Annotated in this window: 15 protein-coding genes and 1 pseudogene; 8 read left to right on the forward strand and 8 right to left on the reverse strand. The window is 33.2% G+C overall.

Annotated elements, in window-relative coordinates:
- Positions 1-617: 617 nt before the first annotated feature.
- The 6 genes from ACR1PN_RS18040 to ACR1PN_RS18065 form a co-directional block, all read right to left on the reverse strand.
- Entirely contained in the window at positions 618-1,439 is an 822-nt protein-coding gene (locus ACR1PN_RS18040; RefSeq protein WP_433981159.1) for a class I SAM-dependent methyltransferase, read from the reverse strand.
- Between the two features lie 113 nt (positions 1,440-1,552).
- Positions 1,553-3,415: a tRNA uridine-5-carboxymethylaminomethyl(34) synthesis enzyme MnmG gene (gene mnmG / locus ACR1PN_RS18045; protein WP_433981160.1), complete on the reverse strand. Its 1,863-nt coding sequence runs from the start codon at positions 3,413-3,415 to the stop codon at positions 1,553-1,555.
- Positions 3,416-3,531: 116 nt separating this feature from the next.
- The gene (gene ybeY, locus ACR1PN_RS18050) at positions 3,532-3,939 is read right to left on the reverse strand and encodes an rRNA maturation RNase YbeY (RefSeq protein WP_433981161.1); all 408 of its coding nucleotides are present in this window, start codon (positions 3,937-3,939) and stop codon (positions 3,532-3,534) included.
- Positions 3,940-3,943: 4 nt separating this feature from the next.
- The gene (locus ACR1PN_RS18055) at positions 3,944-6,100 is read right to left on the reverse strand and encodes a patatin-like phospholipase family protein (RefSeq protein ID WP_433981162.1); all 2,157 of its coding nucleotides are present in this window, start codon (positions 6,098-6,100) and stop codon (positions 3,944-3,946) included.
- 4 nt (positions 6,101-6,104) lie between these two features.
- Positions 6,105-8,552, reverse strand: a complete 2,448-nt coding sequence (locus ACR1PN_RS18060) for a bifunctional UDP-N-acetylmuramoyl-tripeptide:D-alanyl-D-alanine ligase/alanine racemase (protein WP_433981163.1) — start codon at positions 8,550-8,552, stop codon at positions 6,105-6,107.
- Between the two features lie 60 nt (positions 8,553-8,612).
- Entirely contained in the window at positions 8,613-9,200 is a 588-nt protein-coding gene (locus ACR1PN_RS18065) for a thymidine kinase (protein ID WP_433981164.1), read from the reverse strand.
- A 60-nt stretch (positions 9,201-9,260) separates the two neighbouring features.
- On the opposite strand from ACR1PN_RS18065, the gene ACR1PN_RS18070 reads away from it, so the two are divergent.
- The 4 genes from ACR1PN_RS18070 to fabG all read left to right on the forward strand — a co-directional run bounded on the left by ACR1PN_RS18070 (position 9,261) and on the right by fabG (position 13,698).
- The gene (locus tag ACR1PN_RS18070) at positions 9,261-10,691 is read left to right on the forward strand and encodes a hypothetical protein (RefSeq protein ID WP_433981165.1); all 1,431 of its coding nucleotides are present in this window, start codon (positions 9,261-9,263) and stop codon (positions 10,689-10,691) included.
- Positions 10,692-10,693: 2 nt separating this feature from the next.
- Entirely contained in the window at positions 10,694-11,368 is a 675-nt protein-coding gene (gene rsmI, locus ACR1PN_RS18075; protein ID WP_378182649.1) for a 16S rRNA (cytidine(1402)-2'-O)-methyltransferase, read from the forward strand.
- Positions 11,369-12,844, forward strand: a complete 1,476-nt coding sequence (locus tag ACR1PN_RS18080; RefSeq protein WP_433981166.1) for a WG repeat-containing protein — start codon at positions 11,369-11,371, stop codon at positions 12,842-12,844.
- A 110-nt stretch (positions 12,845-12,954) separates the two neighbouring features.
- On the forward strand, positions 12,955-13,698 hold the full coding sequence (fabG, locus tag ACR1PN_RS18085) for a 3-oxoacyl-[acyl-carrier-protein] reductase (protein WP_378182643.1): 744 nt from the start codon (positions 12,955-12,957) through the stop codon (positions 13,696-13,698).
- Positions 13,699-14,185: 487 nt separating this feature from the next.
- Here fabG and ACR1PN_RS18090 read toward each other — a convergent pair whose 3' ends face one another.
- Both ACR1PN_RS18090 and ACR1PN_RS18095 read right to left on the reverse strand, forming a co-directional pair.
- Positions 14,186-15,694 carry a transcriptional regulator gene (locus ACR1PN_RS18090; protein WP_433981167.1) on the reverse strand — a complete coding sequence of 503 codons (1,509 nt, stop codon included), beginning with the start codon at positions 15,692-15,694 and terminating at the stop codon, positions 14,186-14,188.
- 414 nt (positions 15,695-16,108) lie between these two features.
- Positions 16,109-17,149, reverse strand: a complete 1,041-nt coding sequence (locus tag ACR1PN_RS18095) for a GMP reductase (protein ID WP_378182637.1) — start codon at positions 17,147-17,149, stop codon at positions 16,109-16,111.
- Positions 17,150-17,582: 433 nt separating this feature from the next.
- Here ACR1PN_RS18095 and ACR1PN_RS18100 point away from each other — a divergent pair, with 433 nt between their 5' ends.
- The 4 genes and pseudogenes from ACR1PN_RS18100 to ACR1PN_RS18115 form a co-directional block, all read left to right on the forward strand.
- Positions 17,583-18,329, forward strand: a complete 747-nt coding sequence (locus tag ACR1PN_RS18100) for a prolipoprotein diacylglyceryl transferase (RefSeq protein ID WP_433981168.1) — start codon at positions 17,583-17,585, stop codon at positions 18,327-18,329.
- Positions 18,330-18,340: 11 nt separating this feature from the next.
- Positions 18,341-18,574, forward strand: a complete 234-nt coding sequence (locus tag ACR1PN_RS18105) for a hypothetical protein (RefSeq protein ID WP_433981169.1) — start codon at positions 18,341-18,343, stop codon at positions 18,572-18,574.
- Between the two features lie 9 nt (positions 18,575-18,583).
- A complete protein-coding gene (locus tag ACR1PN_RS18110) occupies positions 18,584-19,987 on the forward strand; it encodes a radical SAM protein (protein ID WP_433981170.1) in 1,404 nt (467 codons plus the stop codon).
- Positions 19,988-20,093: 106 nt separating this feature from the next.
- Positions 20,094-20,308, forward strand: a pseudogene (locus ACR1PN_RS18115) (IS982 family transposase); the annotation flags it as partial.

Below are 20,308 nucleotides of genomic sequence, written 5' to 3' on the forward strand. Positions count from 1 at the left end.
TCAATTTAAATAAATCTAGACTATTCTCAGAGGGTTTGTTTGAAGTTTGGTAAAACATTAAATTTAATAAATCACATTAATATTTTCGAAGAGATGTAAAATTTCAAATTAATTGTGTTTTCTTTTCTAAATGATTATTCTAAATGATTACTATTTTCTTCCGTTATACTGAACAATTACTAATTAAAAAAAATCTGTGGCATTCGCAGAGCCTTAGTTTGTACTCTTGACTTCAGTTATTTTTTCCAAATTAGTTTTGATCTTTTCGAGAAACGTATATGTTTAGGTTTTTCTCTTTTTAAATTGTACTATTCTCTTTCTTCTACACTGTACAATTATTAATTAAAAATAATTTAAACGATTCTCAGGCTATTAGTTTTATTTGTTGAATATTTTATTTTTCCAGTAATTAAACTAATTACTAACATATTGTCCATATTATTAAGAATAAATATTCAATTTTTAGAATTTTATCTTTTAAAAAAAATATTAATTAGAATATGGAGTAGGGGAGTAGTTGAACAGAATAAAAAAACTCAGAAAATAATTCTGAGTTTTACTTTTTATATTAAAAATTCGAAAAAATGACCTTTAGAAATAGGTCAAAAATCGATTTTCTACTTTTTTTCGATAATGTATATCAAACTTGAAAATTCGTTGGAAAAAATAGCTTTTACGTTAGAAATCGTTCCATAGAACGTAGCTTTTAGCCAAAAAAGAGTTGATTTCTTGTATTTTTCGCTCAACATCGAGATATAATAAGAGTCAAGAACCAATGGTTTAATTTTTCTTATTTTCCAATTTGTTTTCTTTGCAATCAGATTTTCCATTCCAACTTTTGAGAAATGATAGATGTGTCTTGGTACATCATAAGCTGCCCAATATTCCTTATAATGTTTTGCATCGTAAGAAGTAGGGTTGGGAACAGCTATAATTAAAAGTCCTTTTTCTTTTAATTTATTATTGAAAATTTCAAGCATTTCATCCTGATTTTCCACGTGCTCGAAAACATGCCAAAGAGTGATGGCATCTAAACTTTTATCTTCAATAGCATTGATATTATCTAAAATTGTTGCTTTTGAAATCTTATTTTTTGCTGCTTTTCTGGCATCTGAATTTGGTTCAAATCCGAAAGTTTCAAAATCATTTTCTATATATTTTACGAATTCTCCGGCACCACATCCATAATCCAATACTTTTGATCCCTTCTGAATTCTATCTAAAAGAATTGTTTTTTTGTACTGTAAATTGAATGATTGTAAAAATTTGTAAAGCTTTTCTTTTAAACTTCCTGAATCCTGATGATGGGAAATGTAATCTTCACTTTCATAATATTTTGAAATATTCGATGGAATAGGGGAGGTTTTAAATACTCCTTTTGTTTCTGTTTCTTTAATTTCAAATATTTCCTGTGAAAGAAAATGATCTTTAATTTTCATTGAATTTGTTTCTTTAAATATAAAAATTAAGATATTCAGAGTTTATAATAAGCTCATAAATACCTTAATTTCCGCCTTTATTTTATCTATGTTTCACGTGAAACATTTTATATTTAACGTCCTAAATAGATTAGTAAAACGTTTATATCGGCAGGTGAAACCCCACTGATTCTTCCTGCTTGGGCGATAGTTTTTGGCCTTACATTTGACATTTTTTGTTTCGCTTCAGCAGACAAACTTGAGATTTTTGTGTAATCAAAATCTTCTGGAATTTTGATGTTTTCCAAACGGTTTAGTTTGGCTGCATTCTCTTTTTCTTTTTCTATATAACCTCTGTATTTAATATTTACTTCAGCCTGCTCTCTTACTTCGTCATCATAAGTAGAAGAAACCTCATTGATGAAGTCAATTCCATCCAGCTTTTCTAATGTCATATTAGGTCTTGTAAGGATTTGAGCTGCTCTGTATGCTTGGTCGACAGGGTTACTTTCAATACTTTCAAGAATAGGATTAATCACTCCAGGCTTTAAAGAAGTTTCTCGAAGGAAGTTCTCAAGTTCCTCACTTTTAGCTACTTTTTCGTTTACTCTTTGTAATCTGTCTTCTTTTGCTAAGCCTAAGTCAAAAGCCTTCTGAGTAAGTCTGATATCTGCATTATCCTGTCTTAAAAGGAGTCTGTATTCTGCTCTGGAAGTAAACATTCTATAAGGTTCTTCCGTTCCTTTGGTGATCAAATCATCAATTAAAACCCCAATATAAGCTTCATCTCTATTTAAGATGAACTCATCCCTTTCTTTTACTTTATTGTGAGCATTAATCCCTGCAATAAGACCTTGTCCAGCTGCTTCTTCATACCCTGTTGTACCATTAATCTGGCCAGCAAAGTATAAATTGTCGATCAATTTTGTCTCTAAGGTATGCTTTAATTGGGTAGGAGGGAAGTAGTCATATTCAATAGCATAGCCAGGACGGAATACCTTTACGTTCTCAAATCCCGGAATATGTTTCATTGCTTTGATCTGTACATCTTCAGGAAGGGAAGAACTGAATCCATTTACATAGATTTCCACGGTTCTCCAACCTTCAGGTTCTACGAATAACTGATGTCTGTTTCTTTCTGCAAAGCGGTTGATTTTATCTTCAATACTCGGACAATATCTTGGTCCTAAACTCTGAATAGTACCATTGAACATAGGGCTTCTGTCGAATCCTTCACGTAAAATATCGTGTACCGTTTCGTTTGTATAAACAATATGGCAACTTAATTGTTTGGTTAACTTAGGAGTATCTAAATAACTGAATTTTTGAGGGTTTTCATCTCCTTTTTGTTCTTCCATTTTAGAATAATCCAAGCTTCTTCCGTCTACTCTCGGTGGAGTACCTGTCTTCATTCTTCCTGCTTCAAAACCTAAAGAAACCAATTGTTCTGTGATCCCAAAAGCTCTTGGTTCACCCATTCTTCCACCTCCTAACTGCTTATCTCCAACGTGGATCAGGCCGTTAAGGAAAGTACCGTTTGTAAGTACTACTGAACGTCCTTTTATCTCAATTCCCAATGAAGTAACAACTCCTACTACCTTGTTATTCTCTACGATAAGCTGTTTTACCATATCCTGGAAGAAATCAAGATTTGGAGTATTTTCTAAGGCTAATCTCCATTCTTCTGCAAATAGCATTCTGTCGTTCTGTGTTCTTGGCGACCACATTGCAGGACCTTTTGAAAGGTTTAGCATTTTGAACTGTATAGCAGATTTGTCTGCTACAATTCCTGAATAACCTCCCATTGCATCAATTTCTCGTACAATTTGTCCTTTAGCGATTCCACCCATCGCTGGGTTACAGCTCATCTGTCCGATTGTCTGCATATTCATCGTAATAAGCAGAGTCTTTGAACCCAGATTGGCTGCGGCAGCTGCTGCTTCACATCCTGCGTGACCGGCACCAACTACGATTACATCATATATTTCTGAAATCATTTTTTATTGCTTGTTTTAAGCCTTAAATTTTAATCTTTTTTATCAATGTTTCACGTGAAACATTGTTTTAAAATACGTGCTAAAATAGCTTGTATTGCGGTTTATTTAGCTTATTGTTAATTATACTTAGCTAAATATTGATCTTCTTTTTCTCGCATTCCTCTTTCTTCTTCTTCAATTTTATCCTTGTATCCGCACAAGTGAAGTATACCGTGAGCTAAAACTCTTCTCAGTTCTTCTTCATAATCTTTGGATAGGGTAGAAGCGTTATCCGAAATGCGCTGCAAAGATACGAAAATCTCTCCGCTTATTGTTTTGCCTTTTACATAGTCAAAAGTAATGATGTCTGTATAGTAATCATGCTGCAGATAATCCTGATTTACTTTCAATAAATATTCGTCGTCGCAGAAGATATAGTTGATTTCGCCAAGCTTTTTTCCTTCTGAAAGAATAATATCTTCCAGCCAAGCTGTGTAGTCTGTATTTACAGATTCGGGTAGGTTTTCGTAAAAGAATTGTATCATTGTTTTAAAACCAGTGTCCTAAAATAACACTGAATATGCCTTTTTGATTGTTTTTAAGTGAATGACTGAAATTGAATTTAATTTGTCCAAAAGGAGATCTGTAACCAATTGTTGCTCCCATAGAACTATAATTTACTTTTACAGCATCTTCGAAAGTAATGTCATTTGAAAGATTCGCGAAAGAAAAGTTACCGCTCAGGAATAAATTTTTATAAAATTTAAATTGCAGATCGTTAGATACCAATACGACATTATTGGTATTAAGCTGTGCAAAGTAAAATCCTGAAAAATTATGAAAGTTGATAATGTTCTGTTCAAAGATTCCACCTAATCTATATTGATAAAATTGTGGAAGATTTTCTCCAATTGTAATTCCACCATAAAGATTTAAATGATAACTTAGTTTTTTAATAATTGGTACATTGATTCTTAAATCTGCTTTTACCTGTATAAGGCGTTTTTCTACTTCAGATTTTAAAAGATCGATTACTTTACCTTCAGCATTGAGATAGAATCCTCTGGTTGGAAAATCACGGTCATTTTGTGTATCACTTTTCAAAAATACATATGGATTCAAAAAGCGGCTGTATCTTTTGTTTAGACCATTCATGTCGGCTTCAAAATAATCGTGGCTTATTCCTGCCCCGATTGCAAATTTGTCTTTCCAAACAGACTGTATATAGGCCTCATTCCTCAGCCATTCCCATTTGTCTGTATTAATATTGTTATTCCCTTTAAGGTCAAAGCTCATTCCTGATGAATAAATACCAAATCCCGGAATGTAACCATTATCGATAAAATAATTTAGATAATATCTAGGCTTATCTCCTACAACGACATCTAAAGAGAGATTTGAATTTTTAAAAAGAAGTCTCTTTGCAGAATAATTTAATAGAAGGCCTGTCTTAAATATTTCATCATAGTGTAAGCCAACTTTCAAAAAATGTCTTGCTTCGTCTTCAGTAACGTATAATTTCAGATAATTAAAATTGTTTTCGGTAACGATATCATAATTAATAAAACGATAGTTATTAGTTGCAACTAACTTGTCTAAACCTTTATTAATGCTTCCATAAGTTTGCATCGATGGAAGTCGAAGTCCCATTTTACCGAGAACATAGTTTTTACCATAAATACGGCCACCTTCTATTGAAATGCTGTCAATCTTGTATACGTTGGAATAAATCGGATTTATGGGTTGTCTAAGACGGTCAAATTCACGTTTTGGGAGCTGATCCAAAACAGCCGAATATTTTAAACCTTCAACATAGCCACTGTCAAGTATTTTTTTCTTTTCATCATAACTTGTGGCGGTCATTCCGGTAAGATTTGGTTTGATATTAATGTCGGTGTATTTGTATTGTCTCCTTGTATCTTTTTTAATTCCGAAATCAATGACCTGATTTAAAATGGCAATAATATTATTCAAATCTTCTCTTTTTGAAAGGTCTTGATTAAGGTCCACACCAATGACGATATCAATGCCCTTTTCTTTTAACGGCTTTGAAGGATAATTTACAGTCATTGCTCCATCAATGTAAATACTGTCACCTATCTTTACGGGGTCCATTAATGAAGGAAAAGCCGAGCTTGCCATAATAGATTGTACCAGATCTCCTTTTTCAAAAATTTCCATATTTCCGCTTTCCAGATTGGTGGCAACACACATGAAAGGGATTGGTAGTTTTGAAAAATCATTAACATTGGAAACATTTTTAAAAAGTTCTTTCAGAAGATAAACATTTTTCTGTCCGGAACTTATAGAGGAGGGAAGGGTAATTTTTCCGTTTTTAAGTGGAATTGAAAATAAATATTTATCAACTGATTTATTGAAAAAAGTACTTTCTTTTCTGGATTTGGGATCTCTGATTAATGAATAAAAATCAGTATCCATTACAATCTTTTCAATTTCCTTTCCGGAATATCCGGACGCATACAAACCGCCGACAATGGCCCCCATGCTGGTTCCTGCTATATAATCTACTTTTACTCCTAAAGAATCTAATACTTTAAGGACTCCGACATGAGAAAATCCTTTAGCTCCTCCACCTGCAAGCGAAAGTCCGATTCTTGGATTTTTAGGAATCACCAGATCTTTTTTCACCTGAGAATGGATCAGTAATAATTGAAATACAAATAAAATCAGCAGGAGCTTTCTCATAGGCTTAATCTTTTACATAAATCCTTTTCACTCGTGGCGAAATAGAGGTTAGAACTTCATAGGTTATTGTTTTGCAGTAAGCTGCGAATTCTTTCAGGCTTGGGTAAGCATTAAAAACAGTTACTGTATCGCCTTCTTTTACATTGGGGATGTGATCTATATTAATCATCATCATATCCATGCAAATGCTTCCGACAATCGGAGCCAGGGTTTTATTAACACCAACATTGCCAACCTGATTTCCGATCAGTCTTGGAATTCCGTCTGCATATCCAACGGGAATGGTAGCTATTTTTGTATTATGATCTGCTTTAAATCTTCGGCTGTAACCGACAGATTCTCCGTTTTCTACCAAAGATATCTGCGAAATTACGGTTTTAAAGCTTACCACAGATCGTAACTGTTTTTGTATTTCACTATTTGGTGATTCTCCCAGCATTCCGATGCCGATTCTCACCATATCATACTGATGATCGGTATAGCTTGTAATTCCCGAGGAATTTAAAATATGGCGGATAGGCGTATAACCTAATTTTTCAATCAAATAATTTGAGTTTTTTTCAAATGTTTCCAGCTGGTTTAAAGTAAATTCTTTTTCTTCCGGTATATCTGAAGACGAAAGATGGCTGAAAATACTTTGAACTTTTACATTAATCGTGTTTAAAGTTTCGCTCAATTGATCTAATTCAAAACCTTTGAAACCAAGACGATGCATTCCTGTTTCTAACTTGATATGGATAGGATATTTTTTGTCATAACCAGATTTTTGAACGGCTTCATAAAATAATTCTAAGACTCTGAAACTGTAAATTTCCGGTTCCAAATTATATTCAATTACGGTTTCATAGCTGTGTTGTTCAGGATTCATCACAACAATAGGAACAGTGATTCCTTTCTTTCTAAGCTCAACCCCTTCATCCACAAAAGCAACGCCCAAATAATCAATATGATGATGTTGCAGAAATTCTGAAATCTCATAACTGCCTAAACCATAAGAATTTGCTTTTACCATCGCCATCATTTTTGTACTTGGTTTCAGCAAAGATTTATGATAATTGATGTTATGAAGGATTGCGTTGAGATTGATTTCTAAAACGGTATCATGCTTTCTAAGTTCAAGAATATCCTTTAATCTTTCAATCTCAAATTTTCTTGCTCCTTTTAGCAAAATAATCTGATTTTCGAGTTCAGTAAGATGTTTACTTTCAATTAATTCCTGAGTATTAATAAAAGTAAAAGTTTTAGCTTTAAATAATTCACTAAAATTTGATATTTCATTACCAATTAAGAAAACAGAATCAAATTTTTGTTCGTTCACTAAATCCGAAACTTCTTCATACAATTCTTTTGAATTTGAATTGACACCGACAATATCTGTTAAGACCAAAGATTTCTTTGGTTTGTTATATTCGTTCAAAAATTGAAGGGCAGTTTTCAAAGAATCGAGGTCGAGATTGAAAGAATCGTTAATCACAATATTGCTCTTAATTCCTTCGATCGCTTCAAGCCTCATTTCAACGGCCTTCAGAGCGTTGATTTTTTCGACGATCTTTTTATTTTCGACTCCTAACTCCTTTAAGACTGTTATAAGCGCCAAAGCATTGGTTAACGTCGCTTCGTCTCTCTGATGAACAGGAAAAGAGATATTTTCGTCGAAATATTGTACAACAACGTCTTCGTTTTTTGAAATATTGTTTTTAAAGAAAACTTTATTGTTATTTTTAAACCCGTAAGAGATTAATTTTTTATCGGAATATAAATTTTTAATTTTTTCATCAACCACAGAATTGTCACCATTATAAATCACAACTTCCGAATCTTTAAAGAGTTTAATTTTTTCATCAATCAATTCTTCCTCAGATTTGAAGTTAGCGAGGTGAGCGGTTCCAATGTGAGCCAATAAACCAATTTGAGGATGGAAAATAGCTGATAGTCTATCCATTTCCTCCGGTTTGGAAATTCCGACTTCAAAAATTCCAAGTTCGTGAGAATTATTTATTTGAAGCAAAGAAAGCGGAAGTCCAATCTGTGAATTGAAGCTTTTCGGGCTTTTTACGGTCGGTAACTCGTTCCAAAGACATTGATACAACCATTCTTTTAAAATCGTTTTTCCGTTACTTCCTGTAATTCCTATCGATTTTAAATGAGAATTTTCGAAATGATGTTTAGCTAATTTTTGAAGAAAGTCTACAGAATTCTCAACAATAATCCACGTTATATTTTCAAACTGCGGATAATGATGTTCGGAAATAATGATATTTATCCCTCTGTCAATCGCAGCTTCAATGAATTTTTCACCAGAATTTTTATGGGTATTGATTGCAATAAAAGCTGTATTTTTGGTAGAATAAATAATCCTGCTGTCGAAAGCTATATTTTTAATCAATAATTCTTTCTCTCCAATGATTTTTGCATTGGTGATCTCTGCGATTTGATTTACTGTGTAGTTCATTGGTGCCTTTCTCCTTGTTAAGTCAAATTTTATTACTGAAATTTATAAAATCTAAAATACCTAATTATTTTTATTTAAAACTTCATCCACAAAAACTCTGCGGCTTACTGCATCATAAGCTTCTGTTTCTCCGAGCTCTACAAGGTCTTTTCCTGCCGAAGTTCTCATCGAATAATTGGCAAGATTTCCCGTTCTTCTGCAGATTGCGTGAACTTTTGTCACATATTCTGCGGTTGCCATTAAATTAGGCATCGGTCCGAAAGGTCTTCCGAGAAAGTCCATATCAAGACCGGCAATTACGACTCTGATTCCGCTGTTTGCCAATTGATTGGCTACATCTACAATGCCCTGATCGAAAAACTGTGCTTCATCAATTCCTACCACGTCACAATTGGAAGCCAACAAAAGAATTTCATTGGGATTTTCCACCGGTGTACTTCTGATTTTTGTCTGATTATGAGAAATTACATCGTCTTCAGAATACCGTACATCGATTTTCGGTTTAAAAATTTCCACATTCTGCCCCGCCATTTCTGCCCTTCGCAATCTTCGGATCAACTCTTCGGTTTTTCCGGAAAACATTGAGCCACAAATAACTTCCATCCAACCGCTCTGTTTGGAATGATTAATTGTATTTTCTAAAAACATTTGTTAAATTAGCCGTAATATTTTAACATCAAAAGTAAGCAATTTTAATAAGAATCTACGATGCAGAACATTCAAGATTTAAAGGATAAAATTTTTTTTGAATCCAAGAGTATCATTGATATTTTGGGCAAAACAAACAATGTTGACGAACTGATTTCGAAGCAAGATCTCTTGAATGAGATGGCTGAAAAAATTGCTTTTTTAAAATTGTTAAATAAAAATTTAGAGCATTACAGTGAGAAAAATTCTAATTTTTCGTCTTATCAGCACAATGAAATTTTAATTTCTGATAATTTGGTAACGGAAGAAGAGGCGATTTTCAATAATGAATTAAACGAAATTGGCAGCGAATATTCTGAAACAGAAGAGAAATTTAAAGTTGAGGAAGAAGAAGCTATTTTTAATAATCAGCTGAATGAAATTATCGAAAGCGATTTTCATGAAAATATGGTAAATCTTGCCGAAGAATATCAACCTGAAGCGAATGAAAATTTTGTTTCGGATGAAATTTCTGATCATTTGGAACTGGAGGAAGAGGCCGTTTTTAATAATCAATTGAATGAAATTGATGAAGAACCTGAAAATACAGATCAGGTTTTAAGTTTTGTAGATGAAGACCGAATTCTTGAAGATTCTGAGCCAGAAAGTGATGATGATTTTAACGAAGAAATTTTTAATCAGGAAGTTACTGAAGAAGAAGTTGTTTTCAATGATCAGTTAAATGAAATTACCGACGAATCTGAATCAGTAAATACTGAAATTCAACAGGAAACTCATATTATTCCCGATATTTTCGAAGCTGAAGATATTGAAGATGAGATTTTGATTGAAGAAACAGAAAATGAATATCATTCTAATGAGTTTAATCAGGAAGAGATCATCACCGAAAATTCAAATGTTGAAGCAATTTTAACGGAAATAAAAAAAGATTCGGAAGTTGAAGAAGTTAAAGCTGAAGAAATTGAAGTAAAATCAGAAGATTCAGAAAGAAGAAAAATTGTTGATATTGAGAAAGAGGAACCTGAAACCAATCCGGTAAATCTGAAATCTGATGAAAGCTTTGAAAATATTGAGGCTTACCGTCAGGAAAAAAAGATAAAACTGGCAAATATCAGAGGTTTAAAAAATATTCAGACTCTTTTTGATGATGATCCTTTGGAAAGAGAAACGGGACATGAAAAAATTGAAATTCCTGTGGTAAAAGAAGATACAGGAAGTTTGATCAAAACAAATATTCCGACCGATTTTATGGAGGCTGAAAAATCGCGTCCGGAGTTCAGACTTGATTTGAACGATAGAATTGCTTTTACAAAAGTGTTATTTAGTGGAAGTCAGTCTGATTTAAATAATGCAATGACGGAACTCAACAGCTGCAGAAACCTCGAGGAGGCAAAAGAATATCTCAGTGATCTTTATTACGAAAAAAACTGGGATAAAGTGGATGAATACGCACAAAGACTTTGGATTTTAGTAGAAAATAAATTTGCATAGTTTTGAGCGGAATACTGTATTTTGTCCCGACACCTGTCGGAAACCTTGAAGATATGACTTTCAGAGCGGTCAATACGCTGAAAGAAGTAGATTATATTTTGTGTGAAGATACCCGAACTTCGGGTATTCTTTTGAAGCATTTCGAGATTTCTAAACCGTTGAAATCATATCATCTTCACAATGAACATCAGGCAACGGAAAAAGTAATTGCAGACCTCAAAAACGGTCAGAATATTGCGATTATTACCGATGCAGGAACTCCGGGAATTTCAGATCCCGGTTATTTGCTTGCAAAAGCTGGAGCCGATCATGATATTGAAATGATTTGTCTTCCAGGTGCAACGGCTTTGATTCCAGCTTTGGTGGTATCAGGTCTGCCGAATAATGAGTTTCTTTTTGCAGGTTTTCTTCCACAGAAAAAAGGCAGACAAACGAAGCTGAAACAGCTTGCAGAAGAGAAAAAAACTGTTGTTCTTTATGAAAGTCCGCATAAAATCAATACCACTTTAGAGCAGATTAAAGAGTTTTTCGGCGAACAGACCAAAGTAAGTCTGAGTCGTGAAATCTCAAAGAAATTTGAGGAAACAAAAAGAGGAACAATCGATGAGCTTATCGCATTTTCCAAAAGTAAAACATTAAAAGGAGAGATTGTTCTCATCGTGAATAATTCTATTTAATTGAAAAAATTAGTTTTTATATTATTGTCATCGGTTTGCATTGCACAGAATACCGATCAGTATACACAGATATTATTGTCTAAAAAAGTTGGGAAAGAAGTGCATTCTTACACCAAAGGTTACGGAATCATTACCGATTCTGATACAGGAAATTCTTCTATAATAGATTCTTTGGGAACTATTTCTTTTAATTATCCTTACAAAAGTGAAATTCTCCGTCTGTCGAAGAACAGATTTATTTTGAAGGTAAAAGAGGGAGAATCCATCGGAAAAACGGCTTTAATTGACGGAAACGGAAACCAACTGATTTCATTTGATAGATTTAAATACAAAATCTGGGAAAACAAAGACCGTCTGATTATATCTAAAGACGGAAAAGACGGTGTTTACGATTACAACGGAAAACAGATTATCTCCAATCAGGATAAAATAGAATTTGCAAACGAAAGCAGGTTTTTTGTAAAAAAAGATAAGCTGTGGTTTCTATATGATTTTGATGGACAGCAGGTTTCTGACAGAGAATTTAAGGAAAACTTGAGATTCTATAAAGGAAAGGTTTTTCTCAACACAGGCATTAAAACCGGAGAAGTAATTGATATCGATGGTAAAACGGTAAGTCAGTTTTCAAATAATTATATTGAAGATATTAACGGTTTTCCATTTTTAATTACAAAAAATATTGCTAAAAATAAGTATGGGATCGTTGACGAAAACGAGCAGGTCTTGGCAGAAAACATCTATGACCAGGCCTTTGTAGGAAGAAACTACATTTATCTTATCAAAGACAATAAAGTAAGTGTTTTTTCGAAGTCCGAGAGAAAATTGTATTCAACGGACTATCATTATGTGAATCATTTATTTAACGGTATTTTCAAAACACTCAAAGACAGCAAAAATCCTAAAATTGCTGTCATAAAAGCCGGCGGAGAAGTTATTTTGCCTAAAGAATATGATGTAGTAGAGGCTTTTAAAATAAAAGGTGAAGATTATGTTTTTGTAAGCAAGGATAATGAAGAAAGACTTTTAGATAAAAATTTCGAAAGTATTCTGAATGAGGGATTTCAGATTGAAAAAATCTTCTTCAACAATGTCATTTTAAAGAAAGATGAAATGTATTATAAATTTTCACCAAAAGAAAAATTGTATACCCCTATCAAAAATATTGTTTCAATCAAACCCTTTCAGTTTTACCCTGCCATCATCGGAAAAAATAAAGAAAACCTTTATGGAATGCTTGATGAAGAAGGAAGAGAAATTGTCCCTTTTGTTTATGATGACATTGTGAGTTTTACTGAGGGAGATGAAGTAATTGTTCAGAAAGGAGATAAATTTGGGGTGACCAACCTTAAAAACGAGCCCCTGAAAGAGGTAATATACGATAAATATTCTGCGGACAGTAAAAAAATCACACTTACCAAGGATAAAGAATCTGAAGTCCTCGATTTCACATCTTCAGAGGAGAAGGTTGTATTTTAGGACAGATTAATTATTGAGTGAATTAAACCCGCAAAAACAAAATATCTATCTTTGCAATCTCAATGATTTGAAGCCGTTGAATTATATTTTTAAAAATAAATAATCATTATATGAAACTATTGGAAGGAAAAGTAGCGCTAATTACCGGAGCTACAAGAGGAATCGGAAAAGGGATTGCTGAAATTTTTGCTCAGCAGGGAGCGAAAGTTGCATTTACTTACGCCGGTTCTGTAGAAAAAGCGAAAGAATTGGAAACTGCTTTAAGTTCTGTTACTCAAATTAAAGGTTATCAGTCTGATGCTTCAGATTTCGAAGCTGCTCAGAAATTGGTGGATGATGTAATGACAGAGTTTGGTAAAATTGATATTCTGGTAAATAATGCAGGAATTACAAAAGACAATCTTCTGATGAGAATGTCAAAAGATGACTGGGATACCATTATCAAGGTAAATTTAGATTCTGTATTTAACCTTACAAAGGCTGTAATTAAGCCTATGATGAAGGCAAAAGCGGGTTCTATCATCAATATGACTTCTGTAGTGGGAGTAAAAGGAAATGCAGGACAGGCAAATTATGCTGCTTCTAAGGCAGGAGTAATTGGTTTTACTAAATCTATTGCATTGGAATTAGGTTCAAGAAACATCCGTTGTAACGCTATTGCTCCAGGATTTATCGAAACTGAAATGACGGCTGCTTTAGACGAAAAAACAGTTCAGGGTTGGAGAGACGGAATTCCTTTGAAGAGAGGAGGACAGCCTGAAGATGTTGCAAACGCATGTGTATTTTTAGGAAGCGAGATGTCTTCTTACATTTCCGGTCAGGTTTTAAACGTTGACGGCGGAATGTTGACTTAAGAAATTTATACTAATAGATAAAGCTTTTTCTGAAAAATGAAAAAGCTTTTTTAATTTAACACACAAATGATAAAATTCTTATTAAATCTGTTATTTTCTTCAGATAAAGGAAATCGAAATTCCTCATTAGTCAAATTCTTTATTTTCTTGCCAATTTTATCTCCATTGGCGGCACTTTTTCATAATAAAAAAGCATTTCTTAAAACTGTTGTTTATTCTAGCTTTTTTATAAGTTTTCTGATTTTCTATATACTTATTGACATTTGGATGGATATTTCTGCGAAGAGTTATTTTAATTTTTGGTGGATGTATGGTATATTATTAATGATCAATTTAGTATATATTGCGAAAAATTGGAAAAATGAAGATAATCTTATAGTGGGTTTTTGTACACTTTTTACATGGGCGCCTATTGTTTTTATAATCATTTTTTTATTTGCTGCTGCACATCTTCATTAAATTTGGAACCCTTGAAGCTTTTTTTTGCCTATTCAGAATCAATATGATTTCTCAGCCAGATCTGAAGATCTTTTTCCGGCGAAAGATTGATTTTTTTTCTGAAATTATATCTGTTGTTCTCAATCGTTTTTACTGCTTTGAAGGTGTAATCTGCAATTTCCTTTGTTGTAAACCCCAAATAAATATAAGCGGCAAAAGTAAGCTCGCTTGGCTTTAAACTTTCATTAAGCTGAAGCATTTTAGACTGAAATTTAGGATAAACTTCCTGAAATCTGGTATAGAATGAAGGATTATTGTCTTTTGCCAGTTGAATTACTTCATCAAATGCCTCATTGAGCTGTTGCTTCAGCTTATGAGCTTCCTGTTCCTGAAGTTCTTTTTCTCTGATGAGTTTTTCGGCTATTTCAATAGTCTTTTGCGTTTTATATTTTGACTTTTTGAGAAGATAAATGATAAAGGATGTGATGATGATGAGGAAAGAAACAATAATTAATGTCATCCGCTGATTGTTTTTTACTTCTTCGGCATGTTTTATTTTTTCTTCTTTCATAACCTGGTTCAGGGCAAAATCTCTTTCTTTTTTCATTCTTTCATCAAGATCATTATTGGTTTTTAAATAAAGATCCTGAAAGTATTTTGCTTCAGAGGGGATTCCCTGTGAGACTTTCAGTTCGGCAATTTTTTTATACAATTCGCTCAGAATATCGGGAAAATTGTTCTGGTTAAAACTTGCTAAAGCATCATCATAAAACTTCTGAGCTTTAGCATAATTCTTTTGAGATGCATAAAGATTTCCTAAACCTATCAAAGATTCAATTTTGCAAGGATGCTGTTTTCCATCAAAGAATTGTAATGATCTGTTGTAATAATACTGTGCAGAATCGATCTTGTTTTGTTTCAGATGATAATTTCCAAAGCCGAGACAAGAGCAACCTTTTTGTATATATGCGCCATTTTGATCAATGTTTTTTAGGATTACTTTTTCTTTCAGTAAATAATAGTACATAGAATCCTGCTTATTGATGTTTTCATAAATGTAGCTCAGATTAGAGTAGGCTGCACTTTCGGTGAGGAGATCTGTAGATGTTTTCTGTTTCTTGGAATTTAAAATTTCGAGAGTCTTTCTGTAATTTCTAAAAGACAGACTGTAAAGCTCCAGAAGTAAATAATTTCCTGCTAAAAGCGATGAAATATTGGCTGCATGTGTTTTGTCTGTCTGAAGGTAATCAGAATATTTTTGAGCCTCTTTAGCATTATCGATACTCAGCTTAAATTTGGCATGATCATAATAATATGATGCCATAAAAAAGTATCCGTAAGATAAACCTTTTTCGTACTGAGAATGTTGCGAAAGTTGAATGATTTTTTTTGAAAAAGCAAAGACTTTATCAGATTTTCCAGCAATAGAAAGCTGTTCTGTGCTTTTTATCAGCCGATCAATCTCTAACTTAGGATTTGTTTTTTGTGCATGAAAAAAACATGACCAAAAAGCCAGAATAAGAATGTATCTGATGGAATAACAATGTGATATTTTCAAATAATTTGTGCTTTTTTATTGATACAAAAATCTGCCAATAGCAGTTAATTTTCAATACGTTAATTGATAAATTGTCAGAGAAAAAATAACACAATTTTTATGCCAATGAATAATCTTATATCAAGAACTAATGAAATGATGTAGAAGATGAAGAGAAAAAGAAATCTGAAGCAAATTTTCCATAAAAAATCCGAGTATTTTAAGCTGTTTAGGCTAAAATACTCGGAGACTTTTTTCATCATTTGCATTTTCAACTCTGAATTGAACAATGCAAATAGATAGAAATTTTAAAAAAAACGCAAAAATAACGACCCTCAATTGGCCCTCTACTTTTAGGGTTGCTTTAAACAGGGAGTTTTTCAAGTAGTGATAAGTTATTGCTTTAAAATGAAGCAAAAATAATTTTAGCAAAATTTAATCATTAAAAACTTGGTTTTCCTGCTCCTGAACACGAATAAAAGTTGTCCTTTTTGACAATTCTTTCAACGTAGAAGCACCAACATAAGTACAGGTTGAACGAACACCACCCAAAATATCTTTTACTGTTTCCGAAACCGAACCTTTATATGAAACTTTCACCGTTTTGCCTTCAGAAGCTCGATATTCTGCAACACCTCCGGAATGTTTATCCATTGCGGTTTTAGAACTCATTCCATAAAAAAGTTTAAATTTCTTGCCGTTTTCTTCCACCATTTCGCCACCGCTTTCGTCATGACCGGCAAACATTCCGCCCAACATCACAAAATCTGCTCCGCCACCAAAAGCTTTGGCAACATCTCCCGGAACCTTGCAACCACCGTCTGCAATAATATGTCCTTTTAAGCCATGTGCTGCATCAGCACATTCAATAATCGCAGAAAGTTGTGGGTAACCCACTCCGGTTTTCACTCTCGTTGTACAAACCGAACCGGGGCCAATTCCGACTTTTATAATATCTGCACCAACTAAAAGAAGCTCTTCAACCATTTCTCCGGTTACAACGTTTCCTGCAATGATAATTTTATCAGGGAAATTGGTTCTTGCTTTCTTCACAAATTCAACGAAATGCTCAGAATAGCCATTGGCAACATCAATACAGAGAAATTCGATTTTTGGGTGCTTTTCGAGGATGGTTTTTATTTTCTCTTCGTCTGCTTTTCCGGTTCCGGTGCTTAATGCAATATACTGATGAATTTCTTCAGGCTGATTATTTAAAAAATTGCTCCATTCTTCTGGAGTATAATGTTTGTGAACCGCAGTGATAATTTTGTCTTTTGCAAGCTCAACCGCCATTTCGAAAGTTCCGACAGTATCCATATTGGCTGCAATAATCGGAGTTCCTTTCCATTTTTTTTGGGTGTGCCTGAAGGTGAATTCTCTTTCAAGATTTACTTCAGAACGGGATTTTAGAGTTGATCTTTTCGGTCTGAACATTACATCTTTAAAACCCAGTTTTATATCATATTCTATGCGCATAATTTGGAAAATTATTTTAATTAAAATTAGGAAAAAGATTTTTAGTAATCTTAAAAAGAAATGATTTTATGGATTAACTACGAATATGTAACCTTACAATAGAAAGATTTTAATTAATTAAATACACACACGATTAGTACAAAAATTCTCCATTTTATTTTTGTTGTTATAAATATTTAGACCTATAGAAAATTTAGAGATAACTGTACAAGTTTTATACGCTATTAGTTTGATTTATCAACTAATTGAAAAAAATAGTAAAGATCATTTGAAAAAATAGTAAGAAAGAAAAAAGATTAGAAAGAAAGAAGAAAAAGCAAAGACATAGAAAATAGATTTTATCATAATCATCTGTGAAAACCTGTGCAATCTGTGGGAAAATTTATTCACAATCTTTGTCTCATCATCAATTGAAAATCCTATTTTTGGTTTTATGGATTTTCCTGTTACTTTTCAGATTTTCGATAAAACGATTTTGGCGCATCCTGTTTTGGAGACCATCGGGATTTTCATCGGAATGCAGTATTATTTTTATTTAAAACGAAAGTCGAAAGAAAAATTGTCGTTCAACACATCTGCGGCAGTATTAATCGGAGCTACAGCAGGCGCTTTAATCGGCTCAAAACTCATCGGAAACCTTGAAAATCCGTACACATTATTTGAAAATTTCAGTTTTAAAAGATTCTGGACAAATAATACCATTGTGGGCGGCCTTGCTTTTGGTTTGATTGGGGTAGAATGGGCAAAGAAAATTGTAGGTCACAAAGAAAGTACAGGCGATTTGATTGTTTATCCTTTAATTTTAGCAATGATTATCGGTAGAATTGGCTGTTTTCTGACCGGAGTTCATGAAGAGACCTATGGAATTCCTACCAATTTTATTTTTGGAATGCATTTAGGGGATGAATATGTAAGGCATCCGGTGGCTTTGTACGAAATTGCTTTTCTTATTATTTTATGGATTGTTTTAAAAATTCTTCAAAGAAAAAATAAATATCCTTCAGGTTTTGTTTTTCAGCTTTTCATGCTGAGTTATTTCAGCTTTAGATTGATGTTGGACTTTATTAAACCACGAATAGAAATTGTTGGAAATTTAGGAACGATACAGTTAGTTTGTATAGGTGTAATTTTTTATTATTTCTTGAAACTGAGAAAAACAAAAGTTGTAACTTCACTTTAAAATATCATATCATGAAATTTTTAACATTACTTGAAGTCGGTGGTCTCGGTGGTCTGGTTGCAATGATCATCGGGATGATTTTCATTGTGGTTTTCGTTGTTTCTTTAGTCATTGGAGGTATTACAAAAGTCATTTATGAATGGAATAATACAAAGAAGTTTTCAACAGGTCAGTTTTGGAAAACGGTTCTGATATCGATGCTTATCGGTGGTTTGATAAGCGGTTTTATTTGTGGTGGAATGTAAATAGAAATTATGCCGGTAAGAAATTATACTTATTACGATTATACAATCAGTCTTTGCCCGGAATGCTTAAAAAGGGTAGGAGCAAAAATTATCATCGAAGATGAAGCTGTTTTTATGACGAAAAGATGTCCCGATCACGGATTTTTTAAGACTAAAATTGCTTCCGATGTTCATTATTACAAAAACATCAGAAATTACAACAAAGCTTCGGAAATGCCAGTTCATTTTGGGACCGATGTAGAATACGGTTGTCCTTATGATTGTGGTTTATGTGTTGATCATGAGCAGCATAGCTGTCTTTCGATTGTGGAAGTGACTGATCGATGTAATCTTACCTGTCCGACTTGTTATGCCATGTCTTCACCGCATTACGGAGGTCACAGAAGCCTTGAAGAAATAGAGGCGATGTTTGATATCATTGTAAAAAATGAAGGTGAACCCGACGTTGTTCAGATTAGTGGGGGCGAACCGACGATTCATCCTGAGTTTTTCAAAATAATGGATATTGCAAAGGCGAAACCGATTAAACATTTAATGCTTAATACCAACGGAGTAAGAATTGCTAATGATCCTGGTTTTGCGGAAAAACTGGCAACTTATGCTCCCGAATTTGAGATTTATCTTCAGTTTGATTCTTTTAAGCCTGAAGTGTTACAGGATTTCAGAGGTAAAGATTTGACGGATGTACGGATGAAAGCTTTAGAGAAATTAAATGCTTTAAACCTTTCCACAACGCTCGTTATTGTTCTTCAAAAAGATAAAAATATTGATGAAATCGGTAATATTATTGATTTTGCCTTAAAGCAGAAGTGTGTTCGCGGAGTTACTTTTCAACCTGTAGAAATTGCCGGAAGAAACCGAGAAGATTCTGCGCATGAAAAAATTACTTTGACGGAAGTAAGACATGAAATTTTAAACCAGTTTCCATTACTGAATTCAGATGATATCATTCCCGTTCCGTGTAATCCGGATGCTTTGGCGATGGGTTATATTTTAAAACTGGAAGGAGAAACGATACCTTTAACCAGATATATTAATCCTGCTGATTTGTTGAATAATGAAACCAAAAACACGATTGTTTACGAACAGGATACCGGATTGCATATGCAGCTTCTTGATATTTTTAGTACGGGGATTTCTGTGGATAAAGTTCAGCCTAAAGTGAATCAGTTATTATGTTGTCTTCCTGAAGTTTCCGCACCAAATTTAGATTATGATAATTTGTTCAGAGTCATCATTATGAATTTTATGGATGCGCATGATTTTGATGTTCGTGCTGTAAAAAAATCCTGCGTTCATATCGTAAACAAAGATTTAAAAATGATTCCGTTTGAGACGATGAATCTTTTTTATCGGGATGATAAAAGTAAATATCTGGAAGAATTGAGGAAAGAGGATAGGGTTTTGTTTTAATTAACGTGAGTTCGGGATAATAATAAATAAATTTATGATACAAAAAAGCAGAAAAATTAGTATATTCAAGGTATTGAAATTCAAATATTTAACTAAAATTTCTGCTATGATTTCTGATGATGAAATTACAACTATTTATTACATTGTTGATGAATTTTTTAAAGAATTTGATAACGTTCTCAAAGATTATGCTTTGAAAGATCCAAAAATTAAGATCCGATACCGAAAATCTGCCATGTCTCAAAGTGAAGTAATGACTATTATGATCCTGTTTCATTACGGTGCATTCAAAAACCTCAAGCACTTTTACCAGGGTTACGT

The sequence above is a fragment of the Chryseobacterium sp. RLHN22 genome, assembly GCF_051011795.1.
Taxonomy (GTDB): domain Bacteria; phylum Bacteroidota; class Bacteroidia; order Flavobacteriales; family Weeksellaceae; genus Chryseobacterium; species Chryseobacterium zhengzhouense.

Coding starts and splice junctions, on each gene's coding strand:
- ACR1PN_RS18040 (WP_433981159.1), bottom strand. CDS start 1,439: ATGAAAATTAAAGATCATTTTCTTTCACAGGAAATATTTGAAATTAAA.
- mnmG (WP_433981160.1), bottom strand. CDS start 3,415: ATGATTTCAGAAATATATGATGTAATCGTAGTTGGTGCCGGTCACGCA.
- ybeY (WP_433981161.1), bottom strand. CDS start 3,939: ATGATACAATTCTTTTACGAAAACCTACCCGAATCTGTAAATACAGAC.
- ACR1PN_RS18055 (WP_433981162.1), bottom strand. CDS start 6,100: ATGAGAAAGCTCCTGCTGATTTTATTTGTATTTCAATTATTACTGATC.
- ACR1PN_RS18060 (WP_433981163.1), bottom strand. CDS start 8,552: ATGAACTACACAGTAAATCAAATCGCAGAGATCACCAATGCAAAAATC.
- ACR1PN_RS18065 (WP_433981164.1), bottom strand. CDS start 9,200: ATGTTTTTAGAAAATACAATTAATCATTCCAAACAGAGCGGTTGGATG.
- ACR1PN_RS18070 (WP_433981165.1), top strand. CDS start 9,261: ATGCAGAACATTCAAGATTTAAAGGATAAAATTTTTTTTGAATCCAAG.
- fabG (WP_378182643.1), top strand. CDS start 12,955: ATGAAACTATTGGAAGGAAAAGTAGCGCTAATTACCGGAGCTACAAGA.
- ACR1PN_RS18095 (WP_378182637.1), bottom strand. CDS start 17,149: ATGCGCATAGAATATGATATAAAACTGGGTTTTAAAGATGTAATGTTC.
- ACR1PN_RS18100 (WP_433981168.1), top strand. CDS start 17,583: ATGGATTTTCCTGTTACTTTTCAGATTTTCGATAAAACGATTTTGGCG.
- ACR1PN_RS18105 (WP_433981169.1), top strand. CDS start 18,341: ATGAAATTTTTAACATTACTTGAAGTCGGTGGTCTCGGTGGTCTGGTT.
- ACR1PN_RS18110 (WP_433981170.1), top strand. CDS start 18,584: ATGCCGGTAAGAAATTATACTTATTACGATTATACAATCAGTCTTTGC.